The sequence below is a fragment of the Methylobacterium oryzisoli genome (assembly GCF_046557895.1).
In the GTDB taxonomy this organism is placed as follows: Bacteria; Pseudomonadota; Alphaproteobacteria; order Rhizobiales; family Beijerinckiaceae; genus Methylobacterium; species Methylobacterium oryzisoli.
In genome coordinates this window covers 24146-49120 of the sequence record NZ_JBKIBX010000032.1, presented here as the reverse complement: position 1 = coordinate 49120, position 24975 = coordinate 24146, and the positions used below count along the sequence as shown (strand labels likewise).

Below are 24975 nucleotides of genomic sequence, written 5' to 3'. Positions count from 1 at the left end.
TGGCACGAGACGCCACTTGGCACGAGACGCCACTTGGCACGAGACGCCACTTGGCACGAGACGCCACATGGGAGGACATCATGCTCCGGGCTGTCACGGCCTGCGCCCTTGCGCTGGCTTGCCTGTCACCCGCCGCGGCCGCCGATTCCGGCACGCCCGCCGCGTTCAAGCCGGCCCAGCGCGAGGGCTACTTCTTCGTGGGCGGCCGCTACGAGACGGTCCGGGGCAAGGAGATCGCCGTCGGCCACATGTTCGTGCAGTATCACGCCCCGGTTCAGGTCACGCAGCGCCATCCCGTGGTGATGGTGCACGGGACCGCTCAGACCGGGATCAACTTCCTGGGCACCCCGGATGGACGGCCGGGCTGGGTCGATCGCTTCGTCGAGCGTGGCTTCGCCGTCTATGTCGTCGATCAGGTCGGACGCGGCCGATCCGGCGACAATCCCGAGGTCTACGGACCCTACGCCCGGCTCGCCACGGGTGATCTGGAGAGCATTTTCACGGGCCAGGAGAAGTTCGAACTCTTTCCGCAGGCCAAGCTGCACACCCAGTGGCCGGGTGGTCCGGGCGTGAAGGGCAATGCCGCGTTCGACCAGTTCTACTTCTCCCAAGTGCCCTACATCGCCAGCGCATTGAAGAGCGAGGACCTCGTCGGTCCCGCGCTCACCGCTCTCTTGGAGAAGATCGGTCCGTCGGTCCTCCTCACCCACTCGCAAGCCGGTGTTTTCGGCTGGGCCGTGTCGGACCAGCGGCCGGATCTCGTGAAGGCGCACGTCGCGGTCGAGCCGAATGGGCCGACGTTCTTCGATATCCGCTTCAAAGGCGGCGAGGAGTGGTACGAGAAGGTCGGCGACGCCCGGGCCCGGCCTTACGGCATCACGCGCGTGCCGCTGCATTTCGAACCGGCGGTCAACTCGCCCACCGATCTCACCATCGCCCAGGCGGAGAAGCCGGTGCGGCCCGGTCAGATCCGGTGCTGGCTGCAGGCCGAACCGGCTCGCAAGCTGCCGAACCTGGCGAAGGTTCCTGCCGTGATCGTCACCGGCGAGGCATCGTTTCGAGCCACGATGGATGACTGCACCGGTGCGTTCCTCGAGCAGGCCGGTGCGAAGCCGGATCGGCTCGCTCTGGCCGAGCACGGCATCCGGGGAAACGGGCACATGATGATGCTGGAATCCAACAACCTGGAGGTTGCGGATGCCATCATCGGGTGGATCACCGCAAAGCTGCGCTGACCCCGACGGGGATCGAGCCGAGCCGCCTCGGCGAGACCCTGCCCGTCACCGGCACGGGGGTTCGAGCCTGTCCTCCCGGCGCGCGACCATCGCAGGCGTCGCCGGAATCACACGGACGGACCCCTGCGACCTATGGCGCCCACACGTCGTCTCCGCCTAGGTTCGCTCCGGTCCCACCGCTCCGGAGGAGGCATGCGGATCCGAACTCCGCCGCTCTCGACGCTCAGGCTCTTCGATGCGGCCGGCCGGCATCTCAGCTTCGCCCGCGCGGCGGCCGAACTCAACGTCACGCCGAGCGCCGTCAGCCATGGGATCGTCGCTCTGGAGAAGGCGCTGGGCGTGAAGCTCTTTCTGCGGGAGCCGGGCAAGCTCTCCCTGACGCGCGAAGGGGCGGACTACCTCACCTACGTGTCGGAAGCCCTCTCGCTCATCCTCGTCGGAACGAGGCGCCTGCCGACGCCGCACTCGGGACGAACCATCGCCGTCAGCTGTGCCCCGACCCTCGCCTCGCGCTGGCTGCTGCCGCGGATGCATGAGTTCCGTGCGCGCTACCCGCGGATCGCCATCGCGATCGACACCTCGCACCGCCAAGTGGGCTTCCCGGGCGACGGCTTCGACTTCGCCCTTCGGATGAGCCGGATCCCGGTCTCGACGGAGCGCTGGACGCGCCTCTTCGAGGAGCGGCTGGTTCCGGTCTGCAGCCCGGCCTATCGCGAGACCCTGGTCGATCGCGACGGCGCGGTCGATCTGACCCGCGCGACCATCATCCATGTCACCTCCCTCAGCGAGGATTGGCAGGCGTGGTTCGACGCCACGGGAACGAATGCGGCTCCGCTGATCGGCACCCTGCACGTCGACACGATCCAGCTGTCGCTCGAGGCCGCGGCGGCAGGCCTGGGCGTCGGTCTCGGTCGCACGTCGTTGATGGACCGGGAGCGTCGCGACGGCACGCTCGTCGAGGTCGGGCCTGCGGTCCGGGCGGCGACAACCTACTGGCTCGTCAGCTCGGATCGTGCCGACACGGAGCAGGATCTCGCTCGCTTCAGGGACTGGGTGCTGACGCAGGCCGAAGCTTTCGCGCCCTGCCCGACGGACGCGGCATCACCCGCGGACATCGTCGGCGGCTGAGTCCGGCCGGGCCGTCGCGAGGCCTCCCCTCGTGAGGACCGCTCACCGGCCGCGGAAGGCTTCTCGTTTGCCGCTCCGCCACACGGCTGCGAGCCTCGCGTCGAAGGAGCGGGCTCATGGCGATGATCACACATGTGCGGGTGGTGCGAGGGCGGGGCGGCGTGACGCTGGCGGTCGCGGCAGCGGCGCTGGTCCTGAGCGGCGCGATGGGGATCCGGCAGACGTTCGGTCTCTTTCTCGGACCGTTCTCGGTCGAGCACGGCATCCCCGTGGCGACGACCGCCCTCGCCATCGCGCTGCACAACCTCGTCTGGGGTCTGGCCCAGCCCGTCGCGGGAGCGACGGCGGACCGCTACGGGGTCGCCCCGGTCATCGCCTTCGGCGCCCTGGTCTTCGCCGGGGGCCTCGCGCTCGCCGCTCTTCTGCCGTCGGGGCCGATGCTCCTGGTGGGCATGGGGCTCATGGTCGGCATCGGCATCAGCTGCACGAGCTTCGGCGTCGTTCTGCCCGCGATCGGCAGGATGGCCTCGCCGGAGAGCCGCAGCTCGGCGCTGGGGCTGGCGAGCGCCGGCGGCTCGCTGGGGCAGGTCCTGCTCGTGCCCTTCGCCGAATCGATTACCGCGCTCGCCGGCATGACCGCGGCCCTCCTCGCGCTCGCCGGCATCATCCTGGCGGTCGCGCCGCTCGGATACCGGCTCGATCGCGGCGGCCCAGTCTCGGCGGGCGCGGACGAGTCCACGCCCGGCAGCCTGCGCGACGTGGTGGCGCTGGCCGGGCGGACCCCCGGCTATCAGCTTCTCACGCTGGGTTTTTTCAGCTGCGGCTTCCAGCTCGCCTTCATCGCCACCCATCTGCCCGGCTATCTCACGCTCTGCCACATGCCCATGGGCCTGGGCGCGACGGCCCTCGCCCTGATCGGTCTGTTCAACATGATCGGCAGCTGGGGCTGCGGCTGGCTCGGCGGGCGCTTCCGACAGCAGCATGTTCTCGGCTGGCTCTACGTGGTTCGGGCCGTGGCGATCGGCGCGTTCGCCCTCGCACCGAAGTCCGAGATGGTGGTGATCCTCTTCGCCGCCGTCATGGGTCTGACATGGCTCGGCACCGTGCCCCTGACGAGCGGCCTCGTGGCGAAGGTCTTCGGGGTTCGCCATCTCGGCACGCTCTTCGGCATCGTCTTCCTGAGCCACCAGATCGGCTCGTTCCTCGGTGCGTGGCTCGGCGGTGTCGTGCTGGACGCGACCGGCTCCTACGGGCCGGTCTGGGCGGCGACCGCCATCGCGGGCCTGATCGCGGCGCTGCTCCATTTCCCGATCGACGACCGCCCGGGCCGCATCGCCCAGCCCGTCGCGGCCCGCGCCTGATGACGAGCCTCGTCCACGCGCCTCGGAACGCCGCGGGCGTGCTCTCCGAAGCGGTGACCATGCGGTGCCAGGACGGCTACGTGCTGCATGGCCATCTCTGGCGCCCCGATCGGGGGTGCGGCCCGCTCCGCGGCACGGTCATCGTCAACCCGGCGACCGGCGTCCTGGCGCGCTACTATCACGCCTACGCGGCGTTCCTGGCCGGGCAGGGTTTTTTGGTCCTGACCTACGATTACCGGGGAGTCGGCGCCTCGCGTCCCACCACCCTGAAGGGCTGCGGCATCCGATGGCGGCACTGGGGGGAGCGTGATCTCGACGCCGTCATCCGGTGGGTGCACGGACGCCGGGCCGGGCCGATCATGACGGTCGGCCACAGCATCGGCGGCTTCCTTCTCGGTTTCGCGGAATCGGCCGGCCACGTGGATCGCGTCCTCACCGTCGGCGCGCAGTTCGCGTATCGGCGGGACTACGCCGCACGCCACCGGCTGCGCATGACCGCGAAGTGGCACCTCGTCATGCCGCTCCTGACATCGATCGTCGGCTACTTCCCGGGGCGGCGGCTCGGGTGGCTCGAAGACCTCCCGGCGGGCGTGGCGTACGAATGGAGCTTGCGCCGCGCCCGGATGGAGGCGAGCTATCCGCCGCGCGACCGCGCGACGATCCTGGCCCGCTTCGCGGCCGTACGCGCGCCGATCCTCGCCGTCGGCACGACCGACGACGAATTCGGCACACCCTCGGCCATCCGCCGGGCGCTGGCCTACTACACCGCCAGCCCGCGCATCCAGGTTCAACTGACGCCCGCTGCCGTCGGCGCGACGGGGGTCGGCCATTTCGGTCTGTTCCATGCGCGCCGCAGCGGCACCTTCTGGATCGACACGGTGCGGTGGCTGCGCGACGGCACGAATCCCTGGCCGGACGCCGCGATCGCCGTGGATCGACCGCGAACCGGGCCTGATCAGCGGCCCGGCGCTCTGTGAACGGGTTGCTGCCGGGCCGCTGCGACCAACCCCAGACATGAAGAGGCCGCCCTTGCGAGCGGCCCGAAGTCGAGGGAGGAAACGCCCACGAGGGGGCCTATCCGGTCTAGCACCCCGCCAAGCCACGTGATGTGTGCGGACGCACATGGCCTGACGGCTCCCGCGTGATCCGGTCCGTGCCCCGCCCGGCCTCGGTCGCGGCGAGCCGGCTCCGAGATGTCTCGACCTCGACCGGCGCCACGCATATGGCCCCCTGCCCTGGCGAGCCGGACCCGCCCCGTGCCGTTCCCGACAGCCGAGGTGAGGCGTCGGCCATCATCCGACCCGTGATCGACGCGTTCCGAAGCTCCGCTGTCGGGCGTTGATCCGCCGCCCCAGCTATGGTGCCGGCTCGTTCGCGACCGCGCCGCCGCCGCACACGTCAGAATTCGAGGGTCTCGCCAGATGGATCGCATCGACGCCCTCCGCTACCTCATCGACGTCGCCGAGATCGGGAGCTTCTCGGGCGTGGCCCGCCGACGGTCCGTCGCGACCTCGACGGTCGCCCTGGCGGTCGGCCAGCTCGAGCAGGAATTCGCCACGCGACTGATGACGCGCTCCACCCGGCGGCTCGCCTTCACCCACGAAGGGCAGACCCTCCTGGCCGACGCGCGCCGCATCGTCTCGGATTGGGATACGGCGATGTGCGGGCTGCGCGAGGACGGGCCGCTGACGGGGCCGATCCGCGTCACGGCGACCAACGATTTCGGACGCCATCATCTCCGCCCTTGGCTGGACGCCTTCCAGGACAGGCATCCGGGCGTGTCGATCACGCTGCTGATGAGCGACGATACGGTGGATCTGCTGCAGGAGCGGATCGATGTCGCGCTGCGCAGCGGCCCACTCCCGGATTCCGGCCTGCGCGCCAGGCTGCTGATCCGCGGCGCTCGCCTCGTTTGCGCGTCGCCGGCCTATTGGCAGCGGGCCGGCATACCGCGGCACCCTGGCGATCTCGCCGACCACAACTGCATCATCCTCGCGCGGCCGGGGGCTCCGCTCTCGCCCTGGCCGTTCCGCAAGAACGGAAAGACCTTCAGCGTGAAGGTCTCGGGCGATCGGGCGGCGAGCGACGGCGATATCGTGCGCGACTGGGCCCTGGAGGGTCGCGGCGTCGCCATCAAGAACCACTGGGACATCCGGGAGGATCTCGAAGCCGGTCGGCTGCGGACCGTGCTGGACGACTACGTGGCCGGGCAGGTCGATCTCTACATCGTTCAGGCCGGCGGTCCTCCGAGCCGCCGGGTCACGGCCCTCGTCGAGTACCTCTCGGAGGTTTGCGCTGCCGAGGGCCGCAGGCTGAGACCGGCGAAGCCGCCACAATCCGCGCCGCTCGGCGGGTGAGAGACAGACCGGCGGGCCGTCGCGTGTCTCCTGACGGCGATCCGCGCCCGCGATCGTTCGAACATCTCGAAGAGTGATCGCGATCCGAGCCGAATTATCGGCGCTGCCCCCCTCCTCCATAGTCGGGCCGTCTCATCGAGGTCCGACCATGCAGATCGAGTTCAGCGGGCGAAGCGTGCTCGTCACCGGCTCCACCAGCGGCATCGGCTTCGCCGCCGCGAAGGAATTCGCAGCGGCCGGGGCAAGGGTCGTGGTCAACGGCCGCAGCCAAGCCAGCGTCGACGCGGCGATCGCGCGCTTGAAGGAGGCCGGATCCCCTGTCGAAGGCTTCGCCGGCGATCTCGGGACCGCCTCAGCCTGCGCCCGGCTGCTCGACGAACAGCCCGCCTTCGACATCGTCGTCAACAACATCGGGATCTACGGGCCGCAGGACTTCTTCGAGACGACCGACGAAACCTGGGAAAAGTACTTCCAGGCGAACGTCATGTCCGGTGTCCGCGCGGCCAGGGCCTACGTGCCGGGCATGGTGGAGCGCGGCTGGGGTCGCGTCGTGTTCGTTTCTTCTGAATCGGCCCTCAACATCCCGGCCGACATGATCCATTACGGCTTCACCAAGACGGCGCAGCTGTCGATCTCGCGCGGCCTCGCCAAGCGCTTGGCCGGGACAGGCGTGACCGTCAATGCGGTGCTGCCGGGCCCGACCCTCTCCGAAGGGGTGATCGAGATGCTGAAGGCCGATGCCGAGCGCACCGGCGGCAGCATCGAGGCGGTCGCGACGGATTTCATCGCCGCCCACCGCTCGTCCTCGATCCTGCGGCGCCCCTCCACCGTCGAGGAGGTCGCCCACATGATCCTCTATGTCAGCTCCAGCCAGGCATCGGCCACCACCGGTGCGGCGCTTCGCGTCGATGGCGGCATCGTGGACACCATCGCCTGACGGACGCCCCCGCCGGTCCCCGAGCGCGCAGGCGACCGCAGGCCGATGGCAAGTCCCGACGGCAAGTCGCCCCTGGGCAATCGGCCCGGCGAGACCGGCCGCTCCGACGATCCACCGACCTCCGGTGGCGGTTCGAGCCCATCTTCCGCCTCGCGGGCGAGGAGTACGGGGTGCCGATCGACGCGGTCCACGAGATCGTGCGGGTGCCCGAGCAACTCACCCGCGTGCCCCGCACGCCCGCCTTCATCGAGGGCGTGGTCAACCTGCGCGGGGCGGTGCTGCCGGTGGTCGATCAGCGCCGCCGCTTCCGACTCCCCGATGCCGAGCGCAACGACCGCCAGCGCATCATGGTCTTCCTGATCGAGGGCGTGCGCACCGGCTTCATCGTCGACTCGGTCTCCGAGGTGCTGAAGATCCCGCGCTCCGCGATCGGCCCGGCGCCCGATCTCGGCCAGGACGGCGGCGCGGTCGACCGCATCGCCAACCTGGCCGAGGCCAAGCGCATCATCCTGATGCTGAACGTCGACCGCCTCCTCGCCCGCGAGGAGGTCGCCGACCTGCGCCGCGCCGCCTGACCGAGCCGCCGCAACACGACCGCCGTCGCCGCACGCCGCGGCCGGGACTCCGCTGATCTCCCGCTGATCCGATGCCCAAGCTCCTGATCGTCGATGATTCCGCGCTCATGCGCAAACACCTGCGCACCCTGTTCGAGGAGACCGGCTCCTTCGAGGTCCGCACCGCCCGCAACGGCCGCGACGCGCTCGAACAGATCGACGCGTTCGAGCCCGACGTGGTGACGCTCGACGTCAACATGCCGGAGATGGACGGGCTGACCTGCCTCGGCGAGATCATGGCCAGCGCCCCTCGGCCGGTGGTCATGGTCTCCTCGCTCACCAGCGAGGGCGCCGCCGTGACCCTCGAGGCGATGCAGCTCGGGGCGGTCGACTACGTCGAGAAGCCCGGCGGCACCGTCTCGCTCAACATCGACGGCATCCGCCGGGAGATGATCGACAAGGTGCGGGTGGCCGTGCGCGCCAAGCCCCGCCGCGCCCACGGCCTCCTCGACCGCGTGCGCCGGTCCGGGCGCGCGGCGGTGCCCGCGCCGCGCCGCGCCGCGCCGCGCGTCGGCTGGTCGGACGGGCTCGTCCTGATCGGCGTCTCCACCGGCGGCCCGCGGACCCTGGAGGAGATCCTGCCGGACCTGCCAGCGGATCTGCCCTGGCCGATCGTGATCGCCCAGCACATGCCGCGCGCCTTCACGGGCGCCTTCGCCCAGCGCCTCGACAAGGTCTGCGCGCTCGACGTCTCCGAGGTGGTCGGGCCGACGCCGCTCACCCCGGGCCGGGTCTATATCGGCCGCGGCGACGCCGACGTGGTGATCGAGCGCCGGCTCGGGCGCCTCCTCGTCAACACGATCCCGAGCGACACGAGCCTGCGTTGGCACCCCAGCGTCGACCGCCTCGTCCGCTCGGCCAGCGGGCACCTGCCGGGCGATTCCCTGGTCGCCGTGCAGCTCACCGGCATGGGCGACGACGGGGCCGCCGCGATGGCTGAGCTGCGCCGGAGCGGCGGCCGCACCATCGCGGAATCCGAGGAGAGCGCCGTCGTGTTCGGCATGCCGGCCGAGCTGATCAAGCAAGGCGGCGCGACCGTGACGCTCCCGGCCCGATCGATCCCCAATCAGCTCATCAGCTGGCTCTCCCGAGGTTCCGATGGCTCTCGTCCGTAGAAAACCCGTCGCCGCGGCCCAGGAGGTCGAACCGGCCGATCCGCGCGAGGCCCTTCGGGCGGGCTCGGCGGCCGAACGGCGCGCGGCCGCCCGCGCGCTCGCCGGAGACCGTGCCGCCTCCCGCGACCTCGCCGGTCGCCTCAGCGTCGAGGCGGACGACAGCGTGCGCGAGGCGATCCTCGCCGCCCTCGGCCGGATCGGCACGCCGGAGGCCGTCGATCACCTGATCGGCCTCCTCGGCAGCGAGGACGTCTGGCTCCGCAACGCCGCGATCGAGACCCTGCAGGTGATGGACGCCGAGGTGCTGGAGGCGCTGACCCGAGCCCTCTCGGATCCCGAGAGCGACCGCCGCATCTTCACCGTCAACGTGCTGGTCTCGCTGCGCCACCCGGAGGCCGCCGCTCTGGCGCTCCGGGCGCTCGCCGAGGACGACCACGTCAATGTCTGCGCCGCCGCCCTCGACGTGCTGGCCGAGATCGGCACGCCCGAGACGATCCCCGCGATCGACGCCGCGGTCGCGCGCTTCCCCGACGAGCCCTTCCTGCGCTTCGCGGCGAGAGCCGCCAAGCGTCGCATCGCCTGAGAGATGACCTTGTTGGGTGCCCTCCCGGCCGCACGCGAGCCCACCGTCACGGAGAGCGACTTCGCGCGCTTCCGCGACTTCTTCTACCGCAAGACCGGGATCATGTTCGCCGACAACAAGCGCTACTTCGTGGACAAGCGTCTGCAGGAGCGCATGGTCGTCACCGGCCAGACGGCCTTCCGCGACTACTTCAACATCCTGCGCTTCGAGGCGAGAGGCGCCGAGTTCCAGACGCTCGTCAACCTGATGACCGTCAACGAGACCTACTTCTACCGGGAGGAGTACCAGTTCCGCTGCCTCGTCAACGGGATCCTGCCCGAGATCGCGCGCCGGAAGCGCCCCGGGGAGCCGGTCCGGATCTGGTCGATCCCCTGCTCGACCGGGGAGGAACCCTACTCGATCGCGTTCCAGCTGCTCGACAACTGGGCGGACGTGGACCGGTTCGACGTGGAGATCGTCGCCTCCGACATCGACACCAGCGTGCTCGATCAGGCCAAGCGCGGGCTCTACGGCGACCGCTCCGTCCAGCACGTGCCGAAGCCGACCCTCGAGCGGTTCACCCGCCGGGTGCGCGGCGCCTACGAGGTGATTGCGGACATCCGCGACTCGATCGCCTTCACGCGCGTCAACCTGTCGGACCCGCTCTCGACCCGGCAGTTCCGCAACTTCGACGTCGTCTTCTGCCGGAACCTGCTGATCTACTTCGACGACGCATCGCGTCGCGATGCCGCGCAGACGATCTACGAGGCGCTCGACCCCGGCGGCTTCGTCTGTCTCGGCCACTCGGAATCGATGAGCCGGATCTCCTCGCTGTTCGCCATCCGCAAGTTCGCCGAGGCGATCGTCTACCAGAAACCCCTGAGTGCCGAGGCGTGAGATGGCTCGAATCCTCGTCGTGGACGACGCCACGACCGTGCGCATGTACTACCGCGACATCCTCGAGGAGGCCGGCTTCACGGTCGAGGAGGCCGTGAACGGCTTCGAGGGCCTGGAGAAGGCCATGGAGCAGGCCTTCGACCTCGTCGTGGTCGACGTCAACATGCCCAAGATGGACGGCTACGCCTTCCTGCGGCAGGGCCGTGCCCTGCCGGAACTGCGCGCCGTGCCGGCGGTGATGATCTCGACCGAGAGCGGTCCGCAGGACCGTGCCCGCGCCTACGCCGCCGGGGCCAATCTCTACCTCGTCAAGCCCGTCCGCCCCCAGGCACTGGCGGAGGTCGCAACCGTGATGGCCGGAGTCGCCCCGTGACCAACGCCCTGCTCGCCCAGTTCATCCCGGAGGCGCGGGAGCTCCTGGAACTCGCCGGCAGCGGCATGCTCGCCCTCGAAAAGTCGCACAGCCCCGACGCGCTCAACGATATCTTCCGGGCGGTCCATACCCTGAAGGGCACGTCGGGCCTGTTCGACATCGCCCCGCTGACCGACCTCGTCCACGCCGCCGAGGACCTTCTCGTCGAGATGCGGGCGGGCGAACTCGCCCTCGAGCCCGAGATCGTCGACGGGCTTCTCGACAGCCTCGACCTCGTCGGCCACTGGATCGACGCGCTCGAGAGCCGCGAGGTGCTGCCCTCCGACGCCGAATCCGTGATGAGCGAGCGCGTGGCGGCCCTGCGCCGCTGGCTCGCCGCCCCGGCCGCCTCGGCCGGCGTCGCGCAGGGGCCGCAGGCCGCCCCCGCCTGGATCGCCGGTCTCGACGAGGCCGACCGGATCGCGGCCTACCGGGCCGCCGCTTCGGGCCCGCTCGCGGCTTGGCGCTACGAGCCCGACGAGGCCTGCTTCTTCCGGGGCGACGATCCCGCCCATCTGGTGCAGGGCGCGCCCGGCCTGCTCTGCCTGCGCGCCGTCGCGCGCGCGCCGTGGCCGGCACCCGAGACGCTCGATCCCTTCGTCAGCGCCCTGCGCTTCGACGTGCTCTGCGCAGCCTCGGCCGAGGAGGTGGCCGACCACCTGCGCTACGTCGCCGACCAAGCCGCCGTCACGCCGATCCGCCCCGCGGACCTGATCGTGCCCGCGGGGCGCGACGAGCCGGCCGAGGTCTTCGACGATTTCGCGGAGCGGGCTGCGGCGCGGCTCGCGGCCGGCGACCGGGCCGGGCTGGCCGCCGCCGCCGAGGCCCTGCTGCGGATCGTCGGCCCGGAGAGCCGGCAGGCCTCCGCCCTCCGCTGGATCGCCGCGGTCGCACCCGACGCGCAGGCCGAGCGTCTTGCCGCCCTCGTCTGCGCCGTGTCGACCGCGGCGCCGCGGCCTGCTCCGCCCGCCGCCTCGGTCATTCCCTTCCCGATGGCCTCCGCCGACCCGGCGGAGGCCGCTTTGTCGGCGGACCGCCTCCGGGAGGTTGCCGGCGAGATCATCGCGGTGCAGGCCGGGATCCTCGGCCGGATGTCAGCGACGCGGACGGAGGGCGCACCGTCCGAGAGCCGCCTCGACTCGACCCTGACCGTCCTGCGACGCTGCCTGTCCCGCCTCGCCGAGCCCCAGGCCGGAAGCCTGCGCGACGCCCTTGTGCGCGCCGAGCGCGACGGCGATGCCGCCGCCCTGGCCGACGCCCTGAAGGGCTTGGACGGGACCGCCCGGTCCCCGGCGACGACGCCCACCGTGCCCGACAGGGCCGATCGCGACCGGGCACCCGCGCCCCCTGCGCCGGAGGCGCTCGCCCTGTCCGCCCCGGAACACCCGGAGGCGCGACGGGAGCCCCTCGCGCAGCACCTGCCCGCACCGGTCGTGTCCCGGCCGCCGCCGCAGGAAGCCGCCGCGCCGGTCGCCGAGGTGCAGAGCCCGAGGCCCGCGGACGCGCGCCCGGCCGAAGCTGAGGGCAAGGGTCCGGTCCGGATGCTCCGGGTCGAGCAGGGCAAGGTGGACGCCCTGATGAGCTTCGTGGCCGAGCTGACCGTGGCCAAGAACGGGCTCGCCTACCTGGCGGGCCGGGCCGAGCAGGTCAGCGGCTCGCGCCAGCTCGGGCGCGAGATCAAGGAGCAGTACGCCGTCATCGACCGCATCGCGCAGAGCCTGCAGGTCGGCGTCATGGCGATCCGCATGATGCCGGTGAGCCAGGTCTTCCAGCGCTTTCCGCGCCTGACCCGCGACATCTCGCGCAAGCTCGGCAAGGAGGTCGCGCTCGTCATCCAGGGCGAGGACACCGAGGCCGACAAGAACGTTCTGGAGAGCCTCTCCGACCCGCTCATCCACATGGTCCGCAACGCCCTCGATCACGGCATCGAGACCCCCGCCGACCGCCGGCGGGCCGGCAAGGCGCCGCACGGCACCCTGCGGCTCTCGGCTCGGCAGGAGAACGACAACGTCATCGAGGTCGCTGATGACGGGCGCGGGATCGACACGGCGGCGGTGCGCGCCAAGGCGCTGCATGGAGGCCTGATCACGCCGGACCAGGCGGCGCAGATGACGCCCGAGGAGATCGTCAACCTCGTTTTCGCGGCCGGCTTCTCGACGAAGGAGCAGGTCTCCGACCTGTCCGGCCGCGGCGTCGGGATGGACGTGGTCCGGTCGGCCGTGCGCAAGGCCGGCGGCGACGTCTGGCTGACGAGCCGGGTCGGCGAGGGGACCTGCGTGACGGTGCAACTGCCGCTCACCATGGCGGTGACCCGGATCGTGACCGTGGAGGTCCGCGGCCAGCAATACGGCGTGGCCATGGAGGCGGTCGCCGAGGCCGTGAAGGTGCCGCGCGGGCAGATGCACCGGATCAAGCGGCGCGAGACCTTCGTGCTGCGCGACGCCGTGATCCCGCTGGTGCGGCTCGCCGAGAGCCTGGGCCTGCCGGCGCAGGCGGCCGAGGCGCCCGAGGAGGAGGCCGTGATGGTGGTGCGGATCGGGCGCGAGCGGGTGGGCATCGTCGTGGACGGCTTCCGTGAGCGCATGGAAGTGATCGTGCGGCCCCTCGACGGCCTGCTCTCGGGTCTCTCGGGCTTCTCGGGCACGGCGCTGCTCGGCGACGGCCGCGTGCTTCTCGTCCTCAACCTGCCGGATCTGGTCTGATGCCCCTCGATCTCTCATCCGACCGCATCGCGCTCAGCGGCCTCTGCACGATCGAGGAGGCCGAGCCGCTCCTCGCGGCCCTGCGCGACACGGCCGACCCGGTGGTCGACATCGCCGGCCTGGAGCGGGCGCATACGGCGATCCTGCAAGTCCTGATGGCCTGCCGCCCCGTTCTGTCGGGAGCGCCGCGCGACCCCGTGGCGGCGGCCTGCCTGGCGGGTCTGGACAGGGAGGGGCACGGGTGAGCGCGCGCGTCATCGCGGTCTCGAATCGCAAGGGCGGCACCGCCAAGACGACGACGGCGGTGAACCTCTCCGCGGCCCTGGGCGCGCGCGGCCGCCGGGTGCTGCTCGTGGACCTCGATACGCAGGGCCATGCGGGCCTCGGCTTCGGCGTGCGCGCGGCGCCGGGCGCCGTGACGGTGCACGACCTCTTCCGCGGAGGCGGGCAGGATCTGGCCGAGGGCATCCGGACGAGCGCCTACGCGCAGGTCGACGTGCTGCCGGCCGACCGGACCTTCGCGGGCGTCGCGGAGCGCGTGGAGCCCCTGGACCTGGCCCGCGCGCTCGATCCGCTGCAGGCCGCCTACGATGCCGTGGTGATCGATACGGCTCCGACGGCCGACGCGCTTCTGGTGAGCGCGCTGGCGGCGGCCCACCACGTGATCGTGCCGACCCTGCTGCATCATCTGGCGTTGGATGGCGTCGGCCAGTTCGCTCGCTCCTTCTTCCGGGTCGCGGCGGATCTGAACCCGCATCTCGCCGGGATGAGCCTGCTGCCCGTCCAAGTCGATCTCCGGATGACGATGCAGCGCGAGGCCCTCGAACAACTCGCCGCGCGCTTCGGCCGGCAGCGGCTGCTTCCCGGCATCCGGCCCGACATCGCCCTGGCCGAGGCCTTCGGGTGCGGGCGTCCGGTCCGCTATTTCAAGTCGCGTTCACGCTCCGTTGAAGATTTCGAGTTTCTATGTGATCGCATGCTTGAAGTTGTACTCAATTAGATGCGCACGTTCCAAAGATTAATTTTGCTTTGGCGCGGATCAGGGGATTGGCAAGATGGAAACAATTCTGTTGGTTGACGACTCGCCTACCATCCTTGCGAGCATGTGCGGCATCCTGGTGCAGTCCGGCTACGTGACCGAGCAGGCCGCGAACGGCGCGGCCGCGCTCGCGAAAGTGAGAGGCGGTCTGGCTCCGGGCCTCGTCATCACCGATTACAACATGCCGGGGATCACCGGCGTCGAGCTCATCCAAGAGCTGCGCAAGCTCGCGCAGACGCGCTTCACGCCGATGCTGGTCCTCACGACCGAGTCGCAGCCGGAGAAGCGCGACGAGGCCCGCAAGGCCGGCGCGACCGGCTGGCTCGTGAAGCCCGTCGAGGCCGCCAAGCTGGTGCAGGTCATCAAGCAGGTCGCGCCCGGCGTGCGCCCCCGCGCGGTGGCCTGAATCGTCCGCACCCGCCTCGCCAACCGACCGGATCAGGCCTGCCGATGCCCACCCTTGCGACCTGCGCCTCTGCCCGCCGCTTCGCGCGCGCGGACCTGAAGGCGCTCGCCGTCGGTGTCGCGGCCGGGACGGCGGTCGGCCTGCCGCTGCTGGGGTTCGGCATCGCGCAGCCCTGGACCCTCGTTCAGGCGGCGGTCTGTGGCGGCTGCGGCGGTCTCGCGGCGCGGCTCGTGCAGCGGGTCCGCGGGGCCGGCCCGCCCGCGACGGATCCGCCCGATCGCCCGGCCACGGTGCCCGATCCGCCCGCCTCCGCCCTCGCCGCGACCGGACCGGCGGATCGCGAGGTCGGCGCGGTCCGGACGCTCGCCGCGCTCGGGCCGTTCTTTGCCGTCACGGACGAGCAGCTCCGCAGCGTCGTCGCGCAGACGGAGGCGGCCGCGGCCCGGATCATCGTCGCCCTGACCGCCCTCGGCGATGCGCAGGCACGCAGCGCGACGTGCATCGGCCAAACGAACACCCGCCTGGTGTCCGTCGCCGAGCAGGGCGACGCGGCCCTGCACAAGCTCACCGGCACGCTCGGCGCGTATCTGGCGGACCGGCTCGCGGTCAGTCGGTCCGCGAGGGCCACGATCGATCATGTCAGCCAGTACATGCACGGTCTCGACGCGCTGACGTCCAGCCTCAACAAGATCTGTTCGAGCATCCGCATGCTGGCGCTCAACGCGAACATCGAGGCGACGCGCGCCGGCGAGCATGGCCGCGGCTTCCAGGTCATCGCACGCGAGCTGCAGGCGCTCGCCCGTGATTCCCAGGACGCCGTGACCGAGGCGCGCTGCCGGATCTCGACCGTGCAGCAGACCGTCGACAGCGCGCTGGCCTCCGCCGGCACCCGGGAGAGCGGCGAGGTCGAGCAGGCGCGGATCGAGGCGCTGATCGCCGAGCTCGACGGCATCGGCGCCACGAGCACCCGGGCGATCATCGACGTGGCCAGGTCCGACCTCGCCGAGATCGAGGCCCAGACCGCCGCCGTCGGCCGGCAAGTCCTGGCGCTGTTCGGCCAGATCCAGTTCCAGGACGTCGTTCGACAGCAGATCGAGGGGGTGAGCGAAGGCGTCAGGTTGCTGGAAGGGCACCTGCAGCATATCGGCGATGCCCTGGACGACCCCCGTTCCGATCAGGCCATCGATAGCGAGCGGCTTCTCGACAAGGTGCGCGTCCGCTACGTCACGCAGATTCAGCGCGCCAACGACGCGAAGGTCGTTGGCGCGGAACACGCGTCCGAAGCTGCGCCGTCGATCGAGCTGTTCTAAGGTCTGGGGACATACGCCAGCTTGACGCGAGGCCGGATCGTCAAATCTCCCGAGATGGAGGTCACGATGGATCGTCCGACGCTGAGCGATAAGCGATGGGAACGGGTCGCCCCTCATCTTCCTGGCAAAACCGGCGATCCTGGGCGATCGGCTGAGAACAATCGCCTCTTTGTCGAAGCCTTGTTCTGGATGGCGCGCGCTGGCGGTCCATGCCCGGCCGTGGAACAACGATGCGGTCGGCTTCTACAATGCGCTGAGCGGGGCGACGATCGGGCGTGTGTGGGCCACCCACGGCCAGCCCGATCCCGCGGTCGGCCTCATGCCGGAGGGCACGGTCGCCGCCAAACTGCTCTTCACGACCGCGCCGGTCCAGGACGTTCCCTACCTCCAGGGCGCGCCGGTCTGGACCGCCTACGTCTACGCCGACCCGAACGATCCCACCCCGACGCCGGCCAGCCCGCGCCCGAGCGGACGAGCGCGAACGGCGGAGAGGAAGCCCGCACGCGCGAGATCCTGCACGGGGTCGAAACCCGTCTGGCCGCCTTCGGGCGTCCGCTTCCTCGGCGGCGATCAGCGCGACCGGGTGAATTTCAAACCATCTGCCTTCAGCACGACGAAGGCATGAGCAGACGCGGCCGCTCAGCCCCGCTGGGAGACGAGAGCCTTCCGCAAGAAGGCAGGCACTTTCGGATCCGCCATCTGAGCCACGTTGAAGCGCATCCACTCCGTCGCGGTCTGCGCGATGCTGAACACGTTCCCGGGTGCCAGGACGATCCTGTCGGCCAGGGCAAGACGCGCGATGGTCGCGGCGTCGTGCCCCCGAGGGAGGCGGCACCAAAGGTAGAAGCCGCCACGCGGTTCGAGCCAAGGACGGATGCCCAGGGCTTCCAAGGTGCTCGCCATCTCGCGCCTTCGCTTGGCGAGCCGGGATCGCAAGCTCGCGAGGTGCTTGCGGTAGCTGCCGTCGGCGAGGACATCGTGGACAACCGTCGTTGCGATCGGGCTCGGACCGCCGAAGTTGGTTGCGACCTGGAGGTCGATCAGGCCCTCGATCCAGTCCCCGCGCGCCGCGATGTAGCCGCAGCGGATCGAGGCCGACAGCGTCTTGGAGAAGCTGCCGATCCGGATGACCCAGGCGAGACCGTCGAGGACGGCGAGACGCGCCGAGGGCTCGGGTTCGAAGTCCGCGAAGATGTCGTCCTCGACGACCGTGACGTCATGCGCCGCCGCCAAGGTCAGGATGCGGTGCGCCGCCTGGGGCGACAGCGACGCCCCCGTCGGATTGTGGATGGCCGAGTTGGTGACGTAGAGCCTCGGCCGATGCGTCTCCAGGACTTCGGCGAACGACGTCGTGTCCGGCCCGGTCGGGGTCATGGGGACGCCGACGACCTTCACGCGGTGGGCGCGAAGCAGGGCCTGGAAGTTGAAGTAGCAAGGATCGTCGAGGACGACGGTGTCGCCGGGCTGGAGGAGGAAGCGGCAGACGAGATCGATCGCCTGCGTGCCCGATGCGGTCAGGAGGATCTGCTCCGGTCCGGTCTTGAGCCCCTCGAGCACGAACTGGCGCGCAAGGAGGCCGCGCAAGGCCAGCGAACCCCGCGTCGCGCCGTAATCGGACAGCACCGCATCCTCGGCCTTCGCCAGGCTCCGCACCGCCCGCCGGATCGCCGCGTTCGGCATCCAGTCCGCCGGAAGCCAGCCGCATCCCGGACGGAGCATGTCGGGACCGCCGTCCAGCGATTGGCGCGAGACCCAGAACGGATCGACCGCCCGATCCGACCGGGGCTCGACCTCGGCCAGGGTGAGCGGCAAGCTCCCCGTGACATAGAAGCCGGAACCGGGGCGCGGCCGGATCAGCCCCTCGGCCGCAAGCCTGTCGTACGCCTCCACGACCGTGGACGGCGAAACCTGCATCGACTTGGCGAAACCCCGGATCGAGGGCAGCTTCTCGCCAGGCGCGAGGGATCGTGTCGACACCTTGCGTCGGATCGCGTCCATCACGGCGCCCGTGCGCGTGCATCCTTCCGGACGATCGCCCCGGCGCCTCTCCAAGCGTTCTGCTCCGTCCGACCATACAGTTCGGCGTTATCGTACGTGACCGTCGCTGTCCCGGCCAGCCCCCGAGGCCTATCGGACCGCACGAACCGGCATCGGGAGGGGAATGTGGAACGGGCAACGGCGGGATGGGGCAGCGGCCTCCTCGGGGTCATCATCTTCAGCGGGTCGCTCCCCGCGACCCGGGTCGCAGTCGCGGATCTGTCCCCGACGTTCCTGACGTCGGCACGCGCGGTGATCGCCGCGCTTCTCGGCGCTGTCGTCCTCTCGGTCCTCCGCCAGAGAAGGCCCGAACGCAGGGACCTCTTCCCGTTGGCGCTCGTCGCCATCGGGGTCGTCGTCGGCTTCCCGCTCCTGACGGCGCTCGCCCTCCAGCACATCACGGCGGCGCACTCCATCGTCTTCATCGGGATGCTGCCGCTCGCGACCGCGACCTTCGGCGTCCTGCGCGGGGGCGAGCGCCCGAGGGCCGCGTTCTGGGTGTTCTCGGTCATCGGCGCCGCGACCGTCGCGGGCTTCGCCCTTTACGGCAGCGGCGGTGGAACGTTGACCGGTGACCTGCTGATGATCGCCGCCATCCTGGTCTGCGGCTTGGGCTACGCGGAGGGCGCGACGCTGTCCCGCCGCCTCGGGGGCTGGCAGGTCATTTCCTGGGCGCTGCTTCTCTCCCTGCCGATCATGACGGTCATCGCACTCCTGACCCTGCCGCAGACGTGGACCACCGTCGGCGTTCCGGCCTGGCTCGGCTTGGCCTACGTGTCGGTCTTCAGCATGATGGTCGGGTTCATCTTCTGGTATCGCGGACTGGCCCTCGGCGGCATCGCGGGGGTCGGGCAGCTCCAACTTCTCCAGCCCTTCTTCGGCTTTCTCCTCGCGGCGGCCCTCCTCCACGAGCCCATCGCCTGGACCATGGTCGTCTCGACGGTGATCGTCGTCGCCTGCGTGTTCGGAGCGAAGCGGTTCGCCTGACGGCGATGGAAGGCGTGTCCTGAGGTTGCCGAAATGATCGTCCCGTCACGGTCTGGCGGCACCGCGAGCCCGAAGCCCCTGCCAAGCTCCGCGACGAACCGCAGGCGGGCGCCGTAGACCCTTCTGGTTCCTGGCCATGCCCACGGCCCATCGCAGGCCACGCGCGTCGAGGCTGTGGCGGCAAGGCGGCTGCCGGCAGCCCGCGTCCGCGAGCACCACGCCGAAGCGCACGCCCGCCTCCCGCAGACGGTCGCGTTCGGCCGGCGCGATCTCGCCCTTCGAGTGCGGACCGACGGTCACCGCGTCGGGTACGCCGCCCGGCCAGCACCGCGCCGGAGCGCCGGCACGGGCGCGATTGACACCGCCCGCGTTCTCGTTAGTAATTCACCGGTGAGTTACTAACGCGCAGGACAGCGCGGGGCTCGGGGAGGATCGTCCATGGCCGCAGGCACGGCGCTTCACGCCCGCACTCCGCGCCGCTGGGACCCGGCTTGGCTGCGCCCGGCGGTGCTCCTCGTCGGCCTGCTGATCGCCTGGGACCTGACCGTCCGGGTGCTGCGGATTCCGCCCTACCTCGTGCCCAAGCCCTGGGACGTGGTGATGGCCTTCCGCACCGACGGGGCGGAACTCGCCGCGCAGGCGGTGCCGACCACCATCGCGACGGTGTCGGGCTTCCTGCTCTCGGCGCTGTTCGGCATCCCGGTGGCGATGCTGATCGCCGGCTCGAAGCGCGTCGAGGCCTACGTCTACCCGCTGCTCGTGTTCTCGCAGTCGATCCCGAAGGTCGCGGTGGCGCCGCTCTTCGTGGTCTGGTTCGGCTTCGGCATGGCGCCGAAGGTCATCTCGGCCTTCCTGCTCGGCTTCTTTCCCGTCGTCGTCGCCGGCGTGCAGGGCTTCAAGTCCCTCGATCCGGAGATGCGGGATCTCGCGCGATCGATGAAGGCCTCCTGGCTGCAAACCTTCCGCATGGTGAGCCTGCCGCACGCGCTGCCCTCGATCTTCGCCGGGCTCAAGGTCTCGGTCACCCTCGCGGTGGTCGGGGCGGTGGTGGGCGAGTTCGTGGGCGCCAATTCGGGGATCGGCTTCGTGCTCCAGCGCTCGATCGGCAACTTCGAACTGCCGACGATGTTCGCAGCCCTGCTCATCCTCGCGCTGATCGGCGTGGTGCTGTTCTGGATCGTCGATCTCGTCGAGCGCGTGATGGTGCCCTGGCACGCCAGCCAGCGGACGGAGCACGTCACCGTCTGACCGGCGCGGGCCGAGCCGTCAGGACCGGACATCCGAGGAATGCCGGACAACCGAGGGAGGACCCGAGAATGCCCAAGACGCGTCCTGCTGCCCTGAGCCGTCGCGCCGCTCTGAGCCTCGCGCTCGGCGCCGCGCTGGCCTCCGCCGGCCCGGCGGCTGCCGCCGACAAGGTCGTGCTGATGCTCAACTGGTACGTCTACGGCGAGCACGCGCCGTTCTTCTACGGCAAGGCCAAGGGGATCTACGCGGCCGAGGGGATCGACCTCGAGATCCAGGAGGGCCGGGGGTCCGCGATCACCACCCAGGCGGTCGCCGCCAAGACGGTGCCGTTCGGCTACGTCGACGTGCCGACGATGATCAAGGCGGCTGCCAAGGGCGCGCCGGTGATCGCGACGGGCGTGCTCCTGCAGCGCAACCCGATGGCCGTGATGGGATTCGCGGAGAAGAACATCCGCAAGGCCGAGGACCTGAAGGGCAAGACGGTCGCGACGACGCCGGGCGACTCGATGTCCCAGATCTGGCCGCTCTTCCTCAAGAAGGCCGGGTTGAAGGAGAGCGAGATGCGGATCCTCACCGGCGACGGACAGACCAAGCTCAACGCGGTCATCAACGGCCAGGCCGACGTCCTGCTCGGCTACGCCATGGACCAGTCGATGAAGATCAAGGACGCCACCGGCAAGTCCACGGTGCCGATCATGTTCTCCGATTACGGCGTCAACCTCGTCTCGTCCGGCATCGTCACCAACCGCGAGTGGGCGAAGGAGAATCCGGACCTCGTGCGCCGGTTCATGACCGCCTCGACCAAGGCGGTCGAGGCGGCGGAGCGGGCACCCAAGGAGGCGGTCGAGGCCGTGCTCGCGGCCCTGCCCAAGGCCGGCAAGCCCGAGACCCTGCTCGAAGGCTTCCAGCTCACCATCCCGCTCTACCGCACCGCGGCCACCAAGGACGGGCGCCCGTTCCAGGTGACCGATGCCAACATGGCCGACACGCTCGACGTGCTCGTGGGCTACGGCGGCGTGGCGGCGAGCGCCAAGGACGATCCCAAGCGGTTCTACACCCGGGACTACCTGCCCTCGGGCGCGACGAACTGACGGCGACGGGAGGAGCAGCGATGACCTCTGCCGCCCTGCGGGTCGTCGGCGACGGCGCGCCGGCCTCGGCCTCCGCATCGTCCAGGCCCCTGATCGAGATCCGCGGCCTCGCCAAGACCTACCGGACCCGGGACGGCGACGTGCCGTCCCTGCGCCCGATCGACCTCGATCTCGCCGCGGGCGAGTTCGTGGCGGTGGTCGGCCCGTCGGGCTGCGGGAAGTCGACGCTGCTCAAGCTCGTCGGCGGGCTGATCCCGCCGAGCGCCGGCGAGGTCCGCATCGCCGGCCGGCCGGTCACTGAGCCGCCGGACGACGTCGGCATCGTGTTCCAGAACCCGGTGCTGCTCGCCTGGCGAACGGTCCTGCGCAACGTGATGATGCCGGTCGAGGTGCGCGGCCTCGACCGCGGGACGCACCTCGCCCGCGCCCGGGCGCTGCTCAAGACCGCGGGCCTCTCGGATTTCGAGCAAAAGTATCCCTGGCAGCTCTCCGGGGGCATGCAGCAGCGCACCTCGATCTGCCGCGCCCTGGTCCACGACCCGAAGATCGTGCTGATGGACGAGCCCTTCGGCGCCCTCGACGCGATGACGCGAGAGCGCATGAACCTCGAATTGCAGCGCATCCACGGCGAGACCGGCAAGACGGTGCTGCTCATCACCCACTCGATCCCCGAGGCGATCTTCCTCGCCGACCGGGTCGTGGTGATGTCCGAGCGCCCCGGCACGGTCGCGGCGATCTACGACATCGATCTGCCGCGCCCGCGCACCATCGAGATGCTCGGCAACCCGGTCTTCGCGGACCTCGCCCGGCGGGTGCGAAGCCACTTCTACGCCCAGGGCGGACTGGACTGAGCCGATGCCCGGGCTCGCCATCCGGCTCGGTGCGGTCGCGCTGTTCGAGCGCGGGATGCGGTTCACGCATCCCTTCCGCTTCGGCGTCGCGCGCGTCGAGGCGGCCCCCCAGGCCTTCGCCCGGGTCGAGATCCTGTCGGAGGGCGGCGAGGCCGTCGGCGCCGCGGCCGAGATGATGATGCCGAAATGGTTCGACAAGAACCCGGCGAAATCGCCCGAGGACACGGTGGCGGACCTGCGCGCGAGCCTGCTCCACGCCGCGGCCCTCTACCGCGAGGCGGGCGCCGGGGCCCGCACGCCCTTCGGGCTCCACGCCGAGTGTCTTCCCGGCCAAGTCGCCTGGGCGCGGGCGCGCGGCCTGCCGGCCCTCGTCGCCGCCTACGGCCCGGCGCTGATCGACCGGGCGATCCTCGACGGGGCGCTGCGCCTGGCGGGGACCGGCCTCGCCGAGGGCCTGCGGTCGAACCTCCCGGGCCTCGACACGCGCCTGACGCCCGACCTGCCGCAGGACGCGCTCGACGCGGTCCTGGCGCGCATCGCCCCGCTGCCCGCGGTGGCGCTGCGCCACACGATCGGCCTCGCCGACGACCTCGACGCCCTCGATGCGCTGCTCGCCCGCTCCCGGCCGGGCTTCCTCAAGATCAAGCTCTCCGGCGCGGTCGGGCCCGACCGGGCGCGCCTCGCGGCGATCCTCGGGCTGGCCGCCCGCCGCGTGCCGGACTTTCGTGCGAGCCTCGACGCCAACGAGGGCTACGACGCCGCGGGCCTCGCCGCGCTCGGCGACGCGCTGACGCGCGACCCCGCCCTCGCGCGCCACCGCGACGCCCTGCTCTGGATCGAGCAGCCCCTGGACCGCGGCGCGACCTTCTCCGGTCCGCTCGCGCCCCTGCCCCTGCCGGCGATCATCGACGAGGCCGACGGCGACTACGACGCCTTCCCCCGCGCGCTGGCGCTCGGCTACCGGGGCACCTCGATCAAGGGCTGCAAGGGCGTCTACAAGGCGATCCTCAACGCCGCCCGGGCCGAGGTCGCGGGCGCGATCGTCTCGGCCGAGGACCTGACCTGCCAGGCGGGGCTCGCGGTCGAGCAGGACACCGCGCTGGCCGCCTGCCTCGGGATCGGCCACGCCGAGCGCAACGGCCACCACTACGTCGACGGCTTCGGCCCCGCCCCCGCCGCGGAGGCCGCGGCGTTCCGCGCCGCCCTGCCGGAATTCTACGCCGCCTTTCCGGGACCCGGCCGGGCCGGCGCCCCGTCGCTCCCGACCGCCGCGCTGCTGTCCGGCCCGGGGCTCTCCGCCGGCGCCCGCCCCGACTGGCGCGCCATGACGCCGCTCGCCCCTTCTCCGCTCGCCCCTTCCCCGCTCGCCCCCTCGGCCCCCCAGGAGACCGCACCATGACCACCCGCAGACTCGGCCTCATCATGAACGGCGTGACCGGCCGCATGGGGATGAACCAGCACCTCATCCGCTCGGTGGCGGCCATCCGGGCGCAGGGGGGCGTGGCGCTCTCCGACGGCTCCCGCGTCCAGCTCGACCCGATCCTGGTCGGGCGCAACGCCGACAAGGTCGCGGGCCTCGCCCGCGCCCACGGCATCGAGCGCTGGACCACCGACCTCGACGCCGCCATCGCCGACCCGAAGGACGAGATCTTCTTCGACGCCGCGACGACGCAGATGCGGCCGAACCTGCTCGAGCGCGCGATCGAGGCCGGCAAGCACATCTACTGCGAGAAGCCGATCGCCACGAACCTCGCCGAAGCCCTGCGCATCTGCCGCCTCGCCGAGGCGAAGGGCATCAGGAACGGCGTCGTGCAGGACAAGCTCTTTCTGCCGGGGCTGCAGAAGCTGAAGATGCTGCGCGATTCGGGCTTCTTCGGCCGCATGCTCTCGGTGCGCGGCGAGTTCGGCTACTGGGTGTTCGAGGGCGACTGGCAGCCGGCGCAGCGCCCGTCGTGGAACTACCGCAGCGAGGACGGCGGCGGCATGATCCTCGACATGGTCTGCCACTGGCGCTACGTGCTCGACAACCTGTTCGGGGAGGTGCGGGCCGTCTCCTGCATCGGCCAGACCGCCATCCCCGAGCGCGTCGGCGAGGACGGGCGCCGCTACGCGGCGACCGCCGACGACGCGGCCTACGCCACCTTCGCGCTCGAGGGCGGCGTCATCGCCCACATCAACATGAGCTGGGCGGTGCGGGTCTACCGCGACGACCTCGTGACGTTCCAGGTCGACGGCACGAACGGCTCGGCGGTGGCGGGGCTCACCGGCTGCGTGATGCAGGCGCGCCAGGCGACGCCGCGCCCGGTCTGGAACCCCGACGTCAAGCAGACGATCGACTTCTACCAGGGCTGGCAGGAGGTGCCGGACAACGTCGCCTTCGACAACGGCTTCAAGGCGCAGTGGGAGATGTTCGTCCGCCACGTCGCGGAGGACGCCCCCTACCGCTACACGCTGGTCGAGGGCGCCAAGGGCGTCCAGCTCGTCGAGTGCGCGCTCCAGAGCTGGAAGGAGCGCCGCTGGATCGACGTGCCGGCCCTCGACCTCGCGGGCGGCGCTCGCCCGGCGATGGCCGCCGAGTGACGGCCGGCCCGCGGCGGCCGACCCCGCCGCACACCACGTCGCCGCGCGGCCGGCCCCTCGCCGCGCCCCGGCCGCGGCGCCCTTCGCCGGGCACGCCGCGCGCCCG

General features: G+C 70.9%; 24 protein-coding genes and 2 pseudogenes. 24 read left to right on the top strand and 2 right to left on the bottom strand.

Translation table 11 applies throughout. The features are described 5' to 3' along the window. The first annotated feature begins 80 nt into the window (after positions 1-80). The 18 genes and pseudogenes from ACKUB9_RS24485 to ACKUB9_RS24400 all read left to right on the top strand — a co-directional run bounded on the left by ACKUB9_RS24485 (position 81) and on the right by ACKUB9_RS24400 (position 16700). On the top strand, positions 81-1235 hold the full coding sequence (locus ACKUB9_RS24485; RefSeq protein ID WP_407527937.1) for an alpha/beta hydrolase: 1155 nt from the start codon (positions 81-83) through the stop codon (positions 1233-1235). A 192-nt stretch (positions 1236-1427) separates the two neighbouring features. Then, a complete protein-coding gene (locus ACKUB9_RS24480; RefSeq protein ID WP_407527934.1) occupies positions 1428-2363 on the top strand; it encodes a LysR substrate-binding domain-containing protein in 936 nt (311 codons plus the stop codon). Positions 2364-2479: 116 nt separating this feature from the next. Next, complete coding sequence (locus tag ACKUB9_RS24475) at positions 2480-3724, top strand: MFS transporter (RefSeq protein WP_407527931.1); 1245 nt, start codon at positions 2480-2482, stop codon at positions 3722-3724. Next, on the top strand, positions 3724-4701 hold the full coding sequence (locus ACKUB9_RS24470; RefSeq protein ID WP_407527929.1) for an alpha/beta hydrolase family protein: 978 nt from the start codon (positions 3724-3726) through the stop codon (positions 4699-4701). Before ACKUB9_RS24475 ends, ACKUB9_RS24470 begins: the two co-directional genes overlap by 1 nt. Before the next feature lie 444 nt (positions 4702-5145). Continuing rightward, positions 5146-6081, top strand: coding sequence for a LysR family transcriptional regulator (locus ACKUB9_RS24465; RefSeq protein ID WP_407527926.1), 936 nt, complete (start codon positions 5146-5148; stop codon positions 6079-6081). A gap of 148 nt (positions 6082-6229) precedes the next feature. Beyond that, positions 6230-7018 carry an SDR family NAD(P)-dependent oxidoreductase gene (locus tag ACKUB9_RS24460; protein WP_407527923.1) on the top strand — a complete coding sequence of 263 codons (789 nt, stop codon included), beginning with the start codon at positions 6230-6232 and terminating at the stop codon, positions 7016-7018. After that, entirely contained in the window at positions 6958-7593 is a 636-nt protein-coding gene (locus tag ACKUB9_RS24455; protein WP_407528034.1) for a chemotaxis protein CheW, read from the top strand. The genes ACKUB9_RS24460 and ACKUB9_RS24455 overlap by 61 nt, the downstream gene beginning before the upstream one ends. Before the next feature lie 71 nt (positions 7594-7664). Further along, on the top strand, positions 7665-8747 hold the full coding sequence (gene cheB / locus ACKUB9_RS24450; RefSeq protein ID WP_407527920.1) for a chemotaxis-specific protein-glutamate methyltransferase CheB: 1083 nt from the start codon (positions 7665-7667) through the stop codon (positions 8745-8747). Continuing rightward, positions 8731-9330: a HEAT repeat domain-containing protein gene (locus ACKUB9_RS24445; RefSeq protein WP_407527917.1), complete on the top strand. Its 600-nt coding sequence runs from the start codon at positions 8731-8733 to the stop codon at positions 9328-9330. The genes cheB and ACKUB9_RS24445 overlap by 17 nt, the downstream gene beginning before the upstream one ends. A gap of 9 nt (positions 9331-9339) precedes the next feature. After that, a complete protein-coding gene (locus tag ACKUB9_RS24440) occupies positions 9340-10206 on the top strand; it encodes a CheR family methyltransferase (RefSeq protein ID WP_407527914.1) in 867 nt (288 codons plus the stop codon). A gap of 1 nt (position 10207) precedes the next feature. Next, positions 10208-10579, top strand: coding sequence for a response regulator (locus ACKUB9_RS24435; RefSeq protein WP_407527912.1), 372 nt, complete (start codon positions 10208-10210; stop codon positions 10577-10579). Next, positions 10576-13320, top strand: coding sequence for a chemotaxis protein CheA (locus ACKUB9_RS24430; RefSeq protein ID WP_410823794.1), 2745 nt, complete (start codon positions 10576-10578; stop codon positions 13318-13320). Before ACKUB9_RS24435 ends, ACKUB9_RS24430 begins: the two co-directional genes overlap by 4 nt. Then, positions 13320-13565: an STAS domain-containing protein gene (locus ACKUB9_RS24425; RefSeq protein ID WP_407527906.1), complete on the top strand. Its 246-nt coding sequence runs from the start codon at positions 13320-13322 to the stop codon at positions 13563-13565. Before ACKUB9_RS24430 ends, ACKUB9_RS24425 begins: the two co-directional genes overlap by 1 nt. Next, complete coding sequence (locus ACKUB9_RS24420; protein WP_407527903.1) at positions 13562-14320, top strand: ParA family protein; 759 nt, start codon at positions 13562-13564, stop codon at positions 14318-14320. The genes ACKUB9_RS24425 and ACKUB9_RS24420 overlap by 4 nt, the downstream gene beginning before the upstream one ends. 55 nt (positions 14321-14375) lie before the next feature. Continuing rightward, positions 14376-14765 carry a response regulator gene (locus ACKUB9_RS24415; RefSeq protein WP_407527901.1) on the top strand — a complete coding sequence of 130 codons (390 nt, stop codon included), beginning with the start codon at positions 14376-14378 and terminating at the stop codon, positions 14763-14765. Between the two features lie 290 nt (positions 14766-15055). Continuing rightward, positions 15056-16075, top strand: a complete 1020-nt coding sequence (locus tag ACKUB9_RS24410) for a methyl-accepting chemotaxis protein (RefSeq protein ID WP_410825933.1) — start codon at positions 15056-15058, stop codon at positions 16073-16075. A 54-nt stretch (positions 16076-16129) separates the two neighbouring features. Beyond that, positions 16130-16285, top strand: a pseudogene (locus ACKUB9_RS24405) (transposase); the annotation flags it as partial. Continuing rightward, on the top strand, positions 16245-16700 hold the full coding sequence (locus ACKUB9_RS24400; RefSeq protein ID WP_407527896.1) for a hypothetical protein: 456 nt from the start codon (positions 16245-16247) through the stop codon (positions 16698-16700). The pseudogene ACKUB9_RS24405 and the gene ACKUB9_RS24400, both read left to right, overlap by 41 nt. Positions 16701-16714: 14 nt before the next feature. Here ACKUB9_RS24400 and ACKUB9_RS24395 read toward each other — a convergent pair whose 3' ends face one another. Beyond that, complete coding sequence (locus tag ACKUB9_RS24395) at positions 16715-18073, bottom strand: aminotransferase-like domain-containing protein (RefSeq protein WP_407527893.1); 1359 nt, start codon at positions 18071-18073, stop codon at positions 16715-16717. A gap of 165 nt (positions 18074-18238) precedes the next feature. On the opposite strand from ACKUB9_RS24395, the gene ACKUB9_RS24390 reads away from it, so the two are divergent. Then, entirely contained in the window at positions 18239-19099 is an 861-nt protein-coding gene (locus ACKUB9_RS24390; protein ID WP_407528032.1) for a DMT family transporter, read from the top strand. A gap of 77 nt (positions 19100-19176) precedes the next feature. Here ACKUB9_RS24390 and ACKUB9_RS24385 read toward each other — a convergent pair. Beyond that, a pseudogene (locus tag ACKUB9_RS24385) lies at positions 19177-19435 on the bottom strand (transposase); the annotation flags it as partial. A 102-nt stretch (positions 19436-19537) separates the two neighbouring features. Between ACKUB9_RS24385 and ACKUB9_RS24380 the strand changes: the two are divergent. The 5 genes from ACKUB9_RS24380 (at position 19538) to ACKUB9_RS24360 (ending at position 24869) form a co-directional block, all read left to right on the top strand. Next, the gene (locus ACKUB9_RS24380; RefSeq protein ID WP_407527891.1) at positions 19538-20347 is read left to right on the top strand and encodes an ABC transporter permease; all 810 of its coding nucleotides are present in this window, start codon (positions 19538-19540) and stop codon (positions 20345-20347) included. A gap of 68 nt (positions 20348-20415) precedes the next feature. Further along, a complete protein-coding gene (locus tag ACKUB9_RS24375; RefSeq protein WP_407527889.1) occupies positions 20416-21438 on the top strand; it encodes an ABC transporter substrate-binding protein in 1023 nt (340 codons plus the stop codon). Positions 21439-21458: 20 nt separating this feature from the next. After that, positions 21459-22289: an ABC transporter ATP-binding protein gene (locus tag ACKUB9_RS24370; RefSeq protein ID WP_407527886.1), complete on the top strand. Its 831-nt coding sequence runs from the start codon at positions 21459-21461 to the stop codon at positions 22287-22289. A 4-nt stretch (positions 22290-22293) separates the two neighbouring features. Continuing rightward, a complete protein-coding gene (locus tag ACKUB9_RS24365; RefSeq protein WP_407527884.1) occupies positions 22294-23688 on the top strand; it encodes an enolase in 1395 nt (464 codons plus the stop codon). Next, on the top strand, positions 23685-24869 hold the full coding sequence (locus ACKUB9_RS24360; protein ID WP_407527881.1) for a Gfo/Idh/MocA family protein: 1185 nt from the start codon (positions 23685-23687) through the stop codon (positions 24867-24869). The genes ACKUB9_RS24365 and ACKUB9_RS24360 overlap by 4 nt, the downstream gene beginning before the upstream one ends. Positions 24870-24975: the final 106 nt, after the last annotated feature.